16 protein-coding genes are annotated in these 14664 nt (G+C 41.2%); 15 read left to right on the plus strand and 1 reads right to left on the minus strand.

What is annotated here, in order from left to right; all coding sequences use genetic code 11:
* Positions 1–246: 246 nt before the first annotated feature.
* The 14 genes from dinB (at position 247) to LG375_RS09110 (ending at position 12874) form a co-directional block, all read left to right on the plus strand.
* The gene (dinB, locus tag LG375_RS09045) at positions 247–1353 is read left to right on the plus strand and encodes a DNA polymerase IV (protein ID WP_013991108.1); all 1107 of its coding nucleotides are present in this window, start codon (positions 247–249) and stop codon (positions 1351–1353) included.
* A 121-nt stretch (positions 1354–1474) separates the two neighbouring features.
* Positions 1475–2365: a peptidase gene (locus LG375_RS09050; protein ID WP_175057760.1), complete on the plus strand. Its 891-nt coding sequence runs from the start codon at positions 1475–1477 to the stop codon at positions 2363–2365.
* Between the two features lie 216 nt (positions 2366–2581).
* On the plus strand, positions 2582–3412 hold the full coding sequence (locus tag LG375_RS09055; RefSeq protein WP_021143679.1) for a transporter substrate-binding domain-containing protein: 831 nt from the start codon (positions 2582–2584) through the stop codon (positions 3410–3412).
* A gap of 387 nt (positions 3413–3799) precedes the next feature.
* Complete coding sequence (locus LG375_RS09060) at positions 3800–4546, plus strand: amino acid ABC transporter permease (protein ID WP_225745703.1); 747 nt, start codon at positions 3800–3802, stop codon at positions 4544–4546.
* Positions 4546–5289 (plus strand): amino acid ABC transporter ATP-binding protein, encoded by a 744-nt coding sequence (locus tag LG375_RS09065; protein ID WP_002891704.1) that lies wholly within the window; start codon positions 4546–4548, stop codon positions 5287–5289. The genes LG375_RS09060 and LG375_RS09065 overlap by 1 nt, the downstream gene beginning before the upstream one ends.
* A 211-nt stretch (positions 5290–5500) precedes the next feature.
* A complete protein-coding gene (locus tag LG375_RS09070) occupies positions 5501–5725 on the plus strand; it encodes a DUF4059 family protein (protein WP_002884393.1) in 225 nt (74 codons plus the stop codon).
* Positions 5726–5757: 32 nt separating this feature from the next.
* Positions 5758–6711 carry a thioredoxin-disulfide reductase gene (gene trxB, locus LG375_RS09075; RefSeq protein WP_255296714.1) on the plus strand — a complete coding sequence of 318 codons (954 nt, stop codon included), beginning with the start codon at positions 5758–5760 and terminating at the stop codon, positions 6709–6711.
* A gap of 126 nt (positions 6712–6837) precedes the next feature.
* Positions 6838–7401: a 16S rRNA (guanine(966)-N(2))-methyltransferase RsmD gene (gene rsmD, locus LG375_RS09080; protein ID WP_316583251.1), complete on the plus strand. Its 564-nt coding sequence runs from the start codon at positions 6838–6840 to the stop codon at positions 7399–7401.
* A gap of 32 nt (positions 7402–7433) precedes the next feature.
* Entirely contained in the window at positions 7434–7931 is a 498-nt protein-coding gene (coaD, locus tag LG375_RS09085) for a pantetheine-phosphate adenylyltransferase (RefSeq protein WP_225745672.1), read from the plus strand.
* Positions 7909–8985 carry a SepM family pheromone-processing serine protease gene (locus tag LG375_RS09090; protein ID WP_225745673.1) on the plus strand — a complete coding sequence of 359 codons (1077 nt, stop codon included), beginning with the start codon at positions 7909–7911 and terminating at the stop codon, positions 8983–8985. Before coaD ends, LG375_RS09090 begins: the two co-directional genes overlap by 23 nt.
* Positions 8986–9070: 85 nt before the next feature.
* Positions 9071–10015: a TIGR01212 family radical SAM protein gene (locus tag LG375_RS09095; protein WP_155222579.1), complete on the plus strand. Its 945-nt coding sequence runs from the start codon at positions 9071–9073 to the stop codon at positions 10013–10015.
* Positions 10012–10560: a tRNA (mnm(5)s(2)U34)-methyltransferase gene (locus LG375_RS09100; RefSeq protein WP_002891698.1), complete on the plus strand. Its 549-nt coding sequence runs from the start codon at positions 10012–10014 to the stop codon at positions 10558–10560. Before LG375_RS09095 ends, LG375_RS09100 begins: the two co-directional genes overlap by 4 nt.
* Positions 10557–10799, plus strand: coding sequence for a hypothetical protein (locus LG375_RS09105; RefSeq protein ID WP_179969538.1), 243 nt, complete (start codon positions 10557–10559; stop codon positions 10797–10799). The genes LG375_RS09100 and LG375_RS09105 overlap by 4 nt, the downstream gene beginning before the upstream one ends.
* An 8-nt stretch (positions 10800–10807) precedes the next feature.
* Positions 10808–12874, plus strand: coding sequence for a cation:proton antiporter (locus tag LG375_RS09110; RefSeq protein ID WP_225745674.1), 2067 nt, complete (start codon positions 10808–10810; stop codon positions 12872–12874).
* 32 nt (positions 12875–12906) lie between these two features.
* Here the strand turns inward: LG375_RS09110 and LG375_RS09115 are convergent, their stop codons facing one another.
* Positions 12907–13227 carry a hypothetical protein gene (locus tag LG375_RS09115; protein ID WP_225745675.1) on the minus strand — a complete coding sequence of 107 codons (321 nt, stop codon included), beginning with the start codon at positions 13225–13227 and terminating at the stop codon, positions 12907–12909.
* A 256-nt stretch (positions 13228–13483) separates the two neighbouring features.
* Here LG375_RS09115 and LG375_RS09120 point away from each other — a divergent pair, with 256 nt between their 5' ends.
* Positions 13484–14647 carry a hypothetical protein gene (locus tag LG375_RS09120; protein WP_225745676.1) on the plus strand — a complete coding sequence of 388 codons (1164 nt, stop codon included), beginning with the start codon at positions 13484–13486 and terminating at the stop codon, positions 14645–14647.
* The last annotated feature ends 17 nt before the right edge of the window (positions 14648–14664 follow it).

A 14664-nucleotide genomic window follows, 5' to 3' on the forward strand; every position in this document is an offset into this window, starting at 1 on the left:
TAGTAACAAAATTATCTGTTACATTCTCTAGAAGTATTCTATCACACAGTAAACGCTTACACAACTTTAAAACTCTGTTTTTAGAGACATTCTTTTATAATACAGTTTTGAAAACGACAAATCTGTATTATAAATTTCTGTTTTTTGATAGATTTTGGTATCATAAGGGGAGAATGCTTTGTAGGCCCAAAGCTTTATGTGAAAAGCTTTACAATGAGATAAATCTGAGAAAGGAGGCAGGGAGCCATGTTAGAGTTTCCTCTAATAAATGATACCAGTCGGAAAATCATCCATATTGACATGGACGCCTTTTTTGCTCAGGTCGAGATGAGGGATGACCCCAGTCTTAAGGACAAGCCGGTTATTATCGGTCATGATCCTAGAAAAACAGGGGGACGTGGTGTGGTATCAACTTGTAATTATGAGGCTAGAAAATATGGTGTCCATTCAGCCATGTCTTCTAAGGAAGCCTATGAACGTTGTCCTAACGCTGTCTTTATCTCAGGAAATTATAGCCATTACCGAGAGGTAGGGATGCAAATTCGTGAGATTTTTAAACGCTATACTGACTTGGTTGAGCCTATGTCTATCGATGAAGCCTATCTTGATGTGACGATAAATAAGCTTGGTGTCAAATCGGCGGTTAAGGTAGCCAAACTTATCCAGTATGATATCTGGCAGGAACTTCACCTGACTTGTTCAGCAGGCGTTTCCTATAATAAATTTATCGCCAAACTAGCCTCTGATTTTCAAAAGCCTGCTGGTTTGACGGTGGTACTTCCAGAGGAGGCTCAGGAATTTTTGGAAAAGCTCCCTATTGAAAAGTTTCATGGGGTAGGTAAAAAGTCAGTTGAACGTCTTCATGACATGGACATCTACACCGGTGCCGATCTTCTGAAGGTTCCTGAGATGACTCTGATTGATCGTTTTGGACGTTTTGGATTTGATCTCTTTCGAAAGGCTAGGGGGATTTCCAATAGTCCTGTTAGGCCCAATCGTGTCCGTAAATCTATCGGAAGTGAGCGAACCTACGGCAAGCTTCTTTATAATGAAGATGACATCAAGGCTGAGTTGACTAAGAATGCTAGGCGAGTAGCTGAAAGTGCTCAGAAAACTAAAAAAGTCGGTCGAATTATTGTCATCAAGGTCCGTTATTCGGATTTCTCAACCTTAACCAAGCGTATGACCTTGGACAAATCGACCCAGGATTTCGACACCATCGAAAGGATTGCTCACACCATTTTTGATCAACTGGAGGAAAATAGCAGTGGTGTTCGTCTCTTAGGTGTTACCCTGACAGGTTTAGAGGACCAAGAGGGTAGGCAGTTAGATTTGGATGATTTGGAGTCATGATTTAGAAACAAAACAATATAATAGGTAGAGTTTTGCTTCATACTCTGAAAAGTGACCTTGAAGAATCATCAGACCTATGCTATCTTAAATAGTAACCAATAGAAATGAGGGAATAATCTTAATGAAAAAAGTTCTTACCTATTTAGGACTGATTCTGGCAGCTTGTTTGGTTCTTGTAGCCTGTGCTTCCAATAAACCAGCTGAGAAGAAAAAGGCGACACCAACTCCGACAGAACGTGCTAAAGCTGATGCGACGATTTTGATTGACACCATGCTTGGAAAATCAAGTAACGGTTTTTCAAAACTCTACGGTGAAAATTACGAAACCTGGACTGAAACGAATGTCTTTGAAAAACAGGTTGCAGACACTATTGAAGAGAAGGGGTATACACCGGAAGAAAAGTATACGTTTAAATACATTGAAGGCTATGATGCCAAGACTCCAACTCAAGTACTTTCTAAGTTCCTTAAGGTCCGTCGTAATATGATTGGTAAGATTCAGGACTATAAGCTGAAGGATGTCAAAGTTAAGGGAAATGATGCGACAGTTACCTTTACTTCGCGTTCTGTTAGTGCCTATGGAGCTGCAGCTGCTGTTCGTACTCTCCTTATGAGTCTCTATGACAACGACATTGACAAGTTGAAACAATGGAATCAAGCTGATAACAACGATGTGGAAAAGGGGAAGGCCAAAGATCTCACAACGAAATTCCTTTATGGTGAAAACTTTAACGGTGATTTGACGCAATTTAAGGATATTGATAAAGAAATGTCCTATACACCTTTGACAGGTGCTGATAATCTGGAAAAGACCTTCAAGCTTACCAAAGATGATGGTGGAAACTGGACTATTTCTGTAGAAGATTATAAAGAGCTTGCCGAAGCCTTGGTCGACCATGACGAATCAGGAAGCAGAGCCGTTTACGCCGAACGTATCCATAAGAATTTGTCAGACTATCAACCTGAAGACAGTAGCGACTCAAGCAGTAAGTCATCAGATAAGGATAAGTAGTGTTTTAGTGGATTTGATGTTAAACATGTACGGAAAGCTGTTTTGGACGAAAAGAGTTGTCACATCAGTGGCAACTCTTTTCTATCTTGTTATTCTTCCTCTCACCCCCTATAACCTTTATCTATCACCACTTAGGATTTTATTATTAGACGAGTTGGGATGAAGATGGTAAACTGTTATCACTAACTATTAATGAAAGTATCGAGGAATATAGATATGAAAAAATGGCTTGCAGGTTTAGGGATTCTTGGCTTGTCAGTTTTGACTTTGGCTGCTTGTGGAAACAAGAGTGACGGTAAGGCATCTGGTGAGAAGCAGACGATTACTGTTGCGACAGACTCTGATACGGCGCCTTTCACTTTCAAAAAAGGTGACGACTTCAAGGGGTATGATATTGATTTGGTCAAGGCTATTTTCAAGGACTCTGATAAGTATGAGGTCAAGTTTGTAACGACACCTTTTGATTCCATCTTGACAGGGGTGGATTCTGGACGTTATCAGATTGCGGCTAATGATTTCAACTACAATGAAGAGCGTGCGCAGAAATATGGTTTCTCAGATCCAATTTCACGTTCTAACTATGCCATCACCAGTGCTGAGGGGACCAAGTATACCAGCCTAGACGATTTGTCTGGTAAGACGACAGAGGTGCTTCCTGGCTCTAACTATGCTCAATTGCTTGAAAATTGGAACCATGCCAATGCGGACAAGACACCAATTACAATCAACTACGCTTCTAGCTCAACTGGTCTTTCAACACGTGTTCAACACATTCAAGAAGGAAAAATTGACTTTATCCTTTACGATGCCATTTCGTCTGAGTACATTGTCAAAGATCAAGGCTATAAGTTGGCTGTAAACAAGATTAAAGACGATATCGGTATGAAGACTGATGGTCTTGAATATCTTCTTTTCTCAAATGATAAGCAAGGTAAGGAACTCAAGACTTTTGTCAATAAACGTATCAAAGAGCTCAAGAAGGATGGAACACTTGCCAAACTCAGCAAGGAATACTTCGGTGGCGATTACGTCAGTGATTTGAAATAATACGGTTAAAAGTTGAGACTGCTGTCTCAGCTTTTTGACGTTAATAAAGCTGAATTATCAGTGATATGATTTCCTTATCACTTTGATAAGAAAAGACTATTTCACAGACTTTCTGAGTCGTGCTAAAATGAATATTATAAAATTTATGATAAGATATTTGAACGGTTAGCACTAGGCTAACCGACTTTTTTAGAAAGAAAGGGCGACATTGTGAAAAAGAGTATAGAAGCATTTAATCGGTCACCTTGGTATCTCCAAGTTATCCTTGGCTTGGTTGGTTTGGCAGTAGCTGTTGCTTTAGCCATTCCCTTATCATGGCTAGTGGAAATCCTTTGGGGCTATGTTTTGCAACTGGTTACGGTTGTCTTCAAATGGATTTCATCTTGGATGCCAGCTGGTAAGCTCTTCTCATGGAAGGCTGTCTTCGATGCTGTTCCTAAGATTGTGGAACGCTTGCCTTTAACTTTGGGATTGACTATTGCAGGTGCCTTCTTCGGTTTGATTTTGGCCCTTGTCTTTGCGGTTGTTAAAATCAATCGAGTACGTATCCTTTATCCAATTCAAGCCGTTTTTGTGAGCTTCTTGCGTGGGACACCAATCCTTGTACAACTCATGTTGACTTACTATGGTATTCCACTCTTCCTTCGTTACTTGAATGGTGAGTTCGGCTTAGATTGGAACATTAATGAGATTCCACCAGCTATCTTCGCTATTACAGCCTTTGCCTTTAATGAAGCAGCTTACATGAGTGAGACCATCCGTGCAGCGATTCAGGCTGTTGACGCTGGGGAAATTGAAGCTGCCCGTTCTCTTGGGATGACATCAGCACAAGTTTACCGTCGTGTCATCATTCCAAATGCGGCAGTTATTGCGACACCAAGTTTGATTAACAGTTTGATCGGTTTGACTAAGGGAACATCACTTGCTTTTAGTGCAGGTATCGTCGAAATGTATGCACAGGCTCAAATCTTGGGTGGTGCCGACTACCGTTACTTTGAACGTTATATCTCAGTTGCCCTTGTATACTGGGCAATCTCAATCTTGATTGAGTACATTGGTCGTTCAGTTGAAAATCACATGGCCATTAAGGCTCCTGAAGCGACTGACATTTCTGGCATTGGAGGTGACCACTAATGATTAGTATCAAAAATTTGACCAAAGAATTTTCAGGACAAAAGGTTCTCGATGGCATTGATATTGACATTGAAAAGGGTGAAGTTGTAGCTCTTGTTGGTGCCTCTGGTGCAGGGAAATCAACAATTCTTCGTAGCTTAAACTATTTGGAACAACCTGATTCTGGTACCATTACCATTGATGATTTCAAGGTGGATTTCGAAACAATTACCAAAGAACAAATCCTTACTCTTCGTCGTAAGTTGTCCATGGTGTTCCAACAGTTCAACCTCTTTGAACGTCGTACAGCCTTGGATAATGTTAAGGAAGGTCTTAAGATTGTTAAGAAACTTTCTGACGACGAAGCTACCAAGATTGCTAAAGAAGAGCTCGCTAAGGTTGGGCTTTCTAATCGTGAAAATCACTACCCACGTCACTTGTCAGGTGGTCAAAAGCAACGTGTGGCTTTGGCCCGCGCCCTTGCAATGAAGCCTGATGTGCTCTTGCTTGACGAACCGACATCTGCCCTTGACCCTGAGTTGGTTGGTGAGGTTGAAAAATCAATCGCTGATGCGGCTAAGTCAGGTCAAACCATGATTTTGGTCAGTCACGACATGAACTTTGTTTATCAAGTAGCTGACAAGGTGCTCTTTCTTGAAAAAGGGCATATCCTTGAACAAGGAACACCTGATGAAATCTTTAACCATCCAAAAGAAGAACGAACAAAAGAATTTTTCGCTTCTTATTCAAAACAATATCTTTAAGATGGGATTTTTGTTACAATAGAAAAGGTAGTGGGAGTGGACTACAGTTTAGTCCATAGTCAAAATCCCACAAGGATGATTAGGAACTTTTGAATGTTTCAAAGGCGACTATAGTCCAATCAGAGGCTGCATCGTGCAGTTATTACTAGTCGAATTTAGAGGTTGGAGAATGTTATCTCAGCCTTTTCTATTTCTCACTTTAGGATGATTTATGTTATTAAATATTTTTAAATTTTATCTCTTAGGCCTTGTGATTGCTTTCTTTGTGTGCTTGGTGATTGGTGCCATTTGGCTTGGATGGCGTGCCTTACGTCGTGCAGACAAAACTGTTAAGGAGCGTCAAGGTGCCCTCTATGATGCTATTATGATGTCGATGGTTTCGATTCCAGTTTTGGCATTTGCTTTCATGGCGATTCTTATCGTGCTGAATGCATAATTCTAGCTTTGTTGGCACATTAGGTGTAAGATATCTCTACAAGAAAATCATATAAGGAGTTACTCATGTACGATACAATTGTTATTGGAGCTGGTCCTGCGGGGATGACTGCAGCACTTTATGCAGCTCGTGCCAACCTTAAAGTGGCAACTTTGGAGCAAGGTGCTCCTGGTGGACAGATGAATAACACGTCTGATATTGAAAATTACCCTGGTTTTGAAAGTATTTCTGGTCCAGAATTGTCAATGAAGATGTTTGAACCTTTGGAAAAATTGGGCGTTGAAAATCTTTATGGTATTGTGTCTGGTATCGAAGACAAGGGTGACTATAAAGTTGTCAAAACTGGTGATGAGGAGTACCAAACCAAGACAGTTATCATTGCGACTGGTGCCAAACACCGTCATATTGGTGTTGCTGGTGAAGAAGAGTACAACAGCCGTGGTGTATCTTACTGTGCGGTGTGTGATGGTGCCTTCTTCCGTAATCAAGACCTCTTGGTTGTTGGTGGTGGAGACTCTGCCGTTGAAGAAGGAATTTATTTGACACGCTTTGCCAATAGCGTGACCATTGTTCACCGTCGTGATGAATTGCGTGCCCAAAAGGTTCTTCAAGACCGTGCCTTCGCTAATGAGAAGGTCAAGTTTATCTGGGATTCAGTCGTTGAAGAAATCAAGGGTGATGATATCAAGGTTCGCAGTGTTGATATCAAGAATGTCAAAACTGGTGAGGTGACTAACCACGAATTTGGCGGTGTCTTTGTTTATGTGGGACTTGATCCAGTTTCAGATTACTTGACAGGTCTCGACATCACTGACCAAGATGGTTGGGTAATTACAGATGATAAGATGGCAACACGTATTCCTGGTATCTTTGCCATTGGGGATGTCCGCCAGAAAGACCTTCGCCAAATTACAACAGCCGTAGGAGATGGTGCCACAGCTGGTATCGAAGCCTACAACTACGTGACTGCACTTGGTGATAAGTAAAATAAATGGAAACTCGGGAGGTTCTCGAGTTTTTTGTGTGGTCTTGTAGGTATTTAGCATGACTAGATTTTTTTGTGGCAACATCTATGTGTAATTTTTTGTTATAATAGAAAAGTCTTACTAAAAATCAGTAAAAACGAGGTGACCAACTTGCGTGTTGTAGCAGGTGATTTTGGCGGGCGTCCGCTTAAAACGTTAGAAGGCAAAACGACTCGTCCAACAACGGACAAGGTCAAGGGTGCCATTTTCAATATGATTGGTCCATTCTTTGATGGAGGGCGTGTTTTGGATCTTTTTTCTGGGAGCGGCAGCCTGGCTATTGAGGCTATCAGTCGTGGTATGTCGTCTGCTGTCCTCGTGGAAAAGGATCGTCGGGCACAGGTTGTTATTCAGGAAAATATCAAGATGACCAAGAGTGAGAAGCAGTTTCAGCTTTTGAAGATGGATGCAGCGCGTGCATTGACACAATTGACAGGTCAATTTGACTTGGTGCTTTTAGATCCACCTTATGCCAAAGAGCAGATTGTGGCTAATATTACTCAGTTAGAGGAGCAAGGGCTCTTGGCTGAAGAAGTTATGTTGGTTTGCGAGACGGATAAGGCTGTGGACTTGCCTGAAGAAATTTCAAACTTTGGGATTTGGAAGCAGAAAACCTATGGTATCAGTAAGGTGACCGTTTACGTGCGTTAGCCTTTGATAGGGAAGTTGTAGAAAGGAATGCTATGACAAGGATTGCTATGTTTACGGGGTCTTTTGATCCAATTACCAATGGGCATATGGATATTATTGCCAGAGCCAGAAAGCTCTTTGATGAGCTCTATATTGGACTATTTTATAATAAAAATAAGCAGGGCTTCTGGGACATTGAGACTCGCAAGCGTATCTTGGAAGAGGTTGTAGCAGATCTTCCCAATGTCAAGGTTATAACGGCTCACGATAGTCTGGCTGTAGATGTTGCCAGAGATCTTGGGGTGACTTATCTGGTTAGAGGTCTTCGCAATGCGACAGATTTTGACTATGAGGCTAATATGGATTATTTCAATAAGTGGCTGGCGCCTGAGCTTGAAACGGTTTATTTGATTGCTAGTCATGAGGTGACGCCAGTGTCATCGAGTCGTGTGCGTGAGTTGATTTATTTTGAGGGGGACATTAGTTCTTATGTTCCGCAAGCAGTTGTTAAGGAAGTGGAGGCCAAGCGTGGCAAACAAGAACGAATCTAAATCACTATTAGGGAAAATTTGGCGTATTAAGTGGTGGTTGCTAAGTATTTTTACGGTACTTTTCCTCCTCTTTTCCCTCTTTTTCCCGCTAAATAATTATTATGTTGAGCTTCCAGGTGGGGCTTTTGATACTAAGGAAGTCTTGACTGTAGATATGAAAGCTGATGATTCAAAAGGATCCTACAATTTTGTGGCGGTGGCTCAAACCAAGGCAACTTTGGCCCTCATGCTCTATGCTCAGCTTAATGATTTTGCAAAGCTTCAAACGGCTGAAGAGGCGACTGGAAATTACTCTGATGAAGATTTCATGCGTATCAATCAATTCTACATGGAGACTTCCCAAAACCAGGCGATTTATCAGGGCTTGACTCTGGCTGGTAAGGAGGCTAGCTTGGAGTATATGGGTGTTTATGTGCTTCAGGTGGCTGATGATTCTAGTTTCAAGGGTGTCCTTAATATTGCGGATACGGTGACGGCTGTCAATGGCAAGACCTTTGACAATTCTACTGACTTGATTAAATACGTCCAAGGACTTAAGTTGGGTTCAAAAGTCAAGGTTACTTATACGACAGAGGACAAAGAAAAGACTGCTACTGGTAAGATCATTAAGATTGCTAATGGTAAAAATGGTATCGGTATTGGTTTGACGGATCATACTGAGGTCAAGAGTCCTGAAAACGTGAAGTTTAAACTTGATGGTGTCGGTGGACCAAGTGCGGGACTTATGTTTACTTTGGCTATTTACGATCAGGTGTCTGGTCAAGACCTCAAGGCTGGCCGTAAAATTGCTGGAACAGGCACTATTGAAAAGGATGGAGCTGTCGGTGATATCGGTGGGGCCTACCTCAAGGTGAAATCAGCGGCTGATAGTGGCGCAGATATTTTCTTCGTGCCAAATAATCCAGTAACTAAGGAAATGAAAAAGGCTGATCCGGATGCCAAGACTAACTATCAAGAGGCCAAGGAAGCTGCCAAGAAACTGGGGACCAAGATGAAAATTGTCCCTGTTAAAACAGCTCAAGAAGCTATTGATTATTTGAAAAAGACTAAATAAGAAGAGAGAGTAGGACAGGCAGAAATCCATGATTTTTGTCCTAGTCTTACTCTCTTTTTAAGGTCAAAGTGTTATAATAGTCTTTATGAAAAAACGTTATAGAACAGTCAATGATTACTATCGTGAAATTTTTGGCGAAAAGATTTTCAAACTTCCTATAGATGCGGGCTTTGATTGTCCCAACCGTGATGGCACAGTGGCCCACGGTGGCTGTACCTTTTGTACGGTATCAGGGTCTGGGGACGCCATTGTAGCTCCTGAGGCGCCGATTCGTGAGCAGTTTTATCATGAGATTGACTTTATGCACCGCAAGTGGCCAGAAGTTCAGAAATATCTGGTTTATTTTCAAAATTTTACCAATACCCACGCTCCGCTTGAGGTTATCAAGGAACGCTACGAACAGGCTATCAATGAGCCTGGTGTTGTTGGCATCAATATCGGTACCCGCCCAGACTGTTTGCCAGATGATGTGATTGATTATCTGGCAGAACTCACAGAACGTATGCATGTGACTGTTGAACTTGGTTTGCAGACGACTTATGAAGAAACGTCAGAACTCATTAACCGAGCACACAGCTATGAACTCTACGTGGAGACCGTGAAGCGTCTGCGTGAGCGTGCACCAAAGGCTGAAATTGTATCGCACCTGATTAATGGATTGCCAGGGGAAACCCACGAGATGATGGTGGAAAATGTTCGCCGTTGTGTGACGGACAATGACATTCAGGGAATCAAACTCCACCTCCTCCACCTGATGACCAATACGCGTATGCAAAGAGATTACCACGAGGGGCGTCTTAAATTGCTGAGTCAGGAAGAGTATGTGTCCATCATCTGTGACCAGTTGGAAATCATCCCTAAGGATATCGTCATTCATCGGATTACTGGTGATGCGCCGCGAGATATGTTGATTGGTCCTATGTGGAGTCTCAACAAGTGGGAAGTCCTTAATGCCATTGACAAAGAGATGGAACGTCGTGACTCATGGCAAGGGTGCAAAGTCGTTAGCGAGAAGGAGGAAAAAGCATGATTAAACGACCCATTCATCTATCTCATGACTTTTTAGCAGAAGTGCTGGATGATGAGAGTGTAGCTATCGATGCGACCATGGGAAACGGCAATGATACAGCCTTTCTGGCTGGCCTTGCCAAGAAGGTTTATGCCTTTGACGTGCAGGAGCAGGCGCTTGAAAAGACCAGTCAACGCTTGTCAGACCTGGGAATTGAAAATGCGGAACTCATTTTAGATGGTCACGAAAATCTGGACCATTATGTCACGGAACCTATTCGAGCAGCTATTTTCAATCTGGGCTACCTGCCATCTGCAGACAAAAGTGTCATCACTAAGCCCCATACGACTCTTGAGGCAATTGAGAAAATTCTTGACCGCTTAGAGGTTGGTGGGCGCTTGGCTATTATGATTTACTACGGTCATGATGGTGGTGATATGGAGAAGGATGCTGTGCTTGAGTACGTTATCGGTTTGGACCAGCGTGATTTTACAGCCATGCTTTACCAACCTCTTAATCAAATTAATACCCCACCATTTTTGGTGATGTTGGAGAAGTTACAATGATTACAGATATTAAAGAAAAGCTTGCAGATATGCAGGCCAAATATATAGATAAGCAAAGTGCTGAGGGTACTTTGAATAAGGTTGATAATCGTAAAACGGCTAAAATTAAGAAAAAGTTAGCTAGTCTTGAGGTCGAACGTTGCCATAAACTTTTGGCCAAGGAAGATGTCACTGCCATAGATAAAAAAATTAGTAAGCAAAAAGAACTATTCTCAAACTGTTGTCATAAGGAAGGGTAGGAGGAGCTATGCATTTATCATTAGCTTTGCTTGTTCTTCTTTTTAGCTTGATTTTATCGAACGTTATCAACCGTGTCTTTCCACGTCTTCCCTTACCTTTGATTCAAATTATTTTTGGAGTGGGTATCGGTTTTCTTTTTAAGGGACGTACTTTCGAGCTTGAAACGGAACTTTTTCTGGCCTTTATTATTGCTCCCTTGCTGTTTCGTGAGGGTGAAGAAAGTGATATTACCAGTATTTTACGTAACTGGAAACTCATTCTATTTTTGATTTTTCCAGTCATCTTCGTGTCTACGCTGGGAATCGGTTATCTTGCTAAGGCTGTCTTGCCTGCCTCAGTGCCTTTGTCTGCCTGCCTAGCCATTGGGGCAGCCCTTGGACCAACGGATTTGGTGGCCTATTCAGCTATTTCTAAACGCTTTAGTTTTCCAAAGTGGATTAGCTATATTTTGCAGGGTGAAGGACTCCTAAACGATGCCTCTGGCTTGGTTGCCTTTCAGGTGGCGGTGACCGCTTTGACAACGGGTGCTTTCTCCCTCCTTGATGCGAGCTGGAATTTGGTTATTTCTGTTATTGGTGGTTTTTTGGTTGGCTTGATTACAGCCTTATTTAATCGTCTCTTTTTGACCATTTTGGATAATATGGATGCTGCAGATGTCACAGGTGCTCTCTTACTAGAGTTGGTACTACCGATTTCCTCTTACTTTGTAGCCGAGGAAATTCATGCTTCCGGAATTATTGCTGTTGTCGTAGCAGGGATTTCACTTGCCAGTCGCTTTAAAAAAATCACTGTTTTTGATGCCAAGTTGGATAGTGTTTCCCATACGATTTGGGGAACCATTACCTTCATGCTTAATGGCATGGTCTTTTTCCTCTTGGGAACAGAACTTCCAACCCTAGCAGCCCCAGTACTGCGTAGCACTACCTACGATAATCTCTGGATGCTTCTTGCTATCGTCCTTTTAACAGCGACCATGTTTGGCATTCGTTTTGTTATGATTAGTGCGGTATTTGCCCAAAGAGCTTGGAGGGCCAAACGATCACTGAAAAAAATCTGGAAGGGTGCAACTCTTTTAACCTTTTCTGGTGTCAAAGGAACGGTCTCAATTGCAACCATCCTTTTGCTTCCGGTTGCCAATATGACGGCTTTGGAACATAGTCTCTTGCTCTTTACGGTAGCGGGTGTCACTTTATTAAGTTTCTTAACAGGTATCCTAGTCCTACCTAAGCTAGCCACTGGACCAGCGCACACAACCAACCATTATATGCAGATTGCCATTCTTAATGATGTGGTCGGTGAGTTGGAAAAAGATCTAAAACAGTCAACTAATCAAGGAGCTGTCTATGCTACTATTGACAACTACAATCAACGCTTGGAAGATTTAATCTTGGAGCAGGAATCAAATAATGTCAAAGAAGAGTTGGCTAATATCCGAGTCATGATTATGGAAATTGAGAGTGAGGGTCTGGAATATGCCTACAAGAAGGGTAAGATTTCAGAACTCGAATACAATCTCTACCAACGTTATATCAAGAGCTTAGAGCGTCGTATTAACCGTGGTTTTGTCTCTAGTCTTTCTTACGCTCTAGCTGTCTTTGTGCGTGGCCTTCGTAGATTGTTGCACTTGGCTCTTACTTTCAAGTTTCGTATTAATCAGGATGAAACTAGGAGGGGTCCTAGGTTGACGGAAGAAAACCGTGACCATATGGCTGAACTTTATTTAACAAATACGGAGCAGATTTTAGAAGCCTTGAGTAATCTGGAAGGTGTTTATCATTCAGAACTCTTGTCTTATTTGAAGCGTAATCGACTTCAAGAGGCTGAGATTATTCAATCAGGTGCCTTTGTTGAGAGGGTTATCACTCACCTTCATCCAGACAATGTCGACGAAATGTTGCGAGGCTACTATTTGGAACGTAAGGTTATCAACGAGTACGAGCAGGCTGAGCTTATCTCTAGCCGTTATGCCAAGCAGCTTCGTAAGGAAGTCAATACTTTGGAGGATTACTCTCTCAAAGAAACTAGCAACACTTTAACCTATGATATGATTAATCTGGCTCGAGGTCGAGCTTAAGTGAAGAAGCCAAGATTTTTCTTGGCTTCTTTTTAATGTCTCTCTTTTTCATTATCGTGGTTTGGAAAAAGAAAGCCCAGTCCTAGGCATGTTAGGATTCCTGCAACAATCAGGATACTGTTTGAGATAGGGAGCAAGTCATAGATTGCATTAGCAATCATTAAACCAATCAAAGTACTCATGAGGTTAGATTTATAATCTTTTTTGATAAGATTTTCTATTGCAAAGAAAGCAAAAAGAGCGACTGGAAAGAGTGGCCAAAGGGACACCTCCAATTTTGGGAAGCCGAGAATACTGTAAGTAATAACTGTTACTGCTGTACCGATTAATCCAATACCTATTACTTTAGTCATGTTTTTACCTCGTTTTCTATATCTGAAAGATATTTTGCTTTAACACCTACTAAATTATCAAAAGGTTAACTTGCGGACAATATCATTTGTCTATGTGGTTCATTCTAGAATCTATTCGGTCAAAAAAGGAGCGTTTTGTAATCAAGCAAAGAAAAGAGGAAATATTTTACTGTAAAGGAAAACGCTTACATAAAAAGGAGTATAATGATATTGAAAGATGTTTTCTCTAAGATTAAATGAAAGGTGGGGTGGTTGTATGTCCAGAAAAACTTGGTATTATATACTTATCTTTTTTGAAGTATTGTTAGCTCTTTCTATGCTTAGGTCTTATGGTTTGCATTTTGAGTATGAAACGCTCAATTTTGTATCTGTACTAAGTTCTCAACTTCCACAGCAAGTCGTTTTAGTATGGTTTGTTTTTAGGCTTTTGAAGGACAAGCGTAAAGCTGAGGGCGTCTTAGCTGTGCTTGCCTTCCATATTTGTCAGCTAGTTACCTATTTCATAATACCGGCTTCCATTTTTAAGCCTTGGTTGGTTTCCCCAGTTTTAACTATTATGTGCCTAATTTGGCTTGTCATTACGATTAGGAAGACAGAGCTTCCAACACTCTTAGCCTCCCTTAAAAGTTCGTCAGCTTGGCAGTCCTCTGTTCCCCTTATTGGCCTAGGAATGGTCGCCGTAGTATGGAGCACACACTATATAAATATTGATTTAGAAGATTTAACTAGTCTTACTTCCATACTGTATCCTATACTAGAGTGTGCCAGTATCTTCCTACTACTTAACTTGATGACTGAAAAAACTCAAAAGAAATTAAGAATTTCTTCAATCCTTATCATAGTTACTAGTTTACTTGAGTTGGTTTATGGTTTCTTGGTTGACCATATCATTACTGATGTCTCTCTTTTTCTACTAGTAGTATCATCCTATCTTGTCTATCGTACAAACGGCAACACTTCCACACTAGTTGAAAAATGGCAGAAGAAGTATGGGGTTGAGTTGAGTGAAGATGATCTGCTGGTGGAGAAAAGAACCAAACCAGTCATTGAAAAGCGTAAGGTTTATGATTATGCGGAGAGCCAAAGACAACCAAATCCTCAAAGTCTTCATTCTCCTTGGCTTTGGACAGCTTTTATTCTATCCTTGAGGAATTTAGTTTTTAATATAATTGCAGTTTTCAATTATCCTACTGATGAAACCAATCCCTTAGCAGGTATCGGTTGGTTTATGTACTTCATCGTGATGATTCCATTAATTATTATTCCTACTGTGATGCTTCCAAATGCCATAAGAACTGCTGACAAAAACCGTCTATATATAGTTGCTATGTTATTTATTTTAGTTGCAAGAAGCTCTATAGAACAGCTCATCGTTCCAGCCTTAATTTTGTACGGTGTATCGAAAATAAAAGAGGAGTAGCCATAAAACAACAAGTC

This window comes from Streptococcus sp. Marseille-Q3604, assembly GCF_916619785.1.
GTDB lineage: Bacteria > Bacillota > Bacilli > Lactobacillales > Streptococcaceae > Streptococcus.

Excerpts from the sequence above, each read along its gene's own strand:
- dinB (WP_013991108.1), top strand. The coding sequence starts at position 247 with ATGTTAGAGTTTCCTCTAATAAATGATACCAGTCGGAAAATCATCCAT.
- LG375_RS09050 (WP_175057760.1), top strand. The coding sequence starts at position 1,475 with ATGAAAAAAGTTCTTACCTATTTAGGACTGATTCTGGCAGCTTGTTTG.
- LG375_RS09055 (WP_021143679.1), top strand. The coding sequence starts at position 2,582 with ATGAAAAAATGGCTTGCAGGTTTAGGGATTCTTGGCTTGTCAGTTTTG.
- LG375_RS09060 (WP_225745703.1), top strand. The coding sequence starts at position 3,800 with ATGCCAGCTGGTAAGCTCTTCTCATGGAAGGCTGTCTTCGATGCTGTT.
- LG375_RS09065 (WP_002891704.1), top strand. The coding sequence starts at position 4,546 with ATGATTAGTATCAAAAATTTGACCAAAGAATTTTCAGGACAAAAGGTT.
- LG375_RS09070 (WP_002884393.1), top strand. The coding sequence starts at position 5,501 with ATGTTATTAAATATTTTTAAATTTTATCTCTTAGGCCTTGTGATTGCT.
- coaD (WP_225745672.1), top strand. The coding sequence starts at position 7,434 with ATGACAAGGATTGCTATGTTTACGGGGTCTTTTGATCCAATTACCAAT.
- LG375_RS09095 (WP_155222579.1), top strand. The coding sequence starts at position 9,071 with ATGAAAAAACGTTATAGAACAGTCAATGATTACTATCGTGAAATTTTT.
- LG375_RS09100 (WP_002891698.1), top strand. The coding sequence starts at position 10,012 with ATGATTAAACGACCCATTCATCTATCTCATGACTTTTTAGCAGAAGTG.
- LG375_RS09105 (WP_179969538.1), top strand. The coding sequence starts at position 10,557 with ATGATTACAGATATTAAAGAAAAGCTTGCAGATATGCAGGCCAAATAT.
- LG375_RS09110 (WP_225745674.1), top strand. The coding sequence starts at position 10,808 with ATGCATTTATCATTAGCTTTGCTTGTTCTTCTTTTTAGCTTGATTTTA.
- LG375_RS09115 (WP_225745675.1), bottom strand. The coding sequence starts at position 13,227 with ATGACTAAAGTAATAGGTATTGGATTAATCGGTACAGCAGTAACAGTT.
- LG375_RS09120 (WP_225745676.1), top strand. The coding sequence starts at position 13,484 with ATGTCCAGAAAAACTTGGTATTATATACTTATCTTTTTTGAAGTATTG.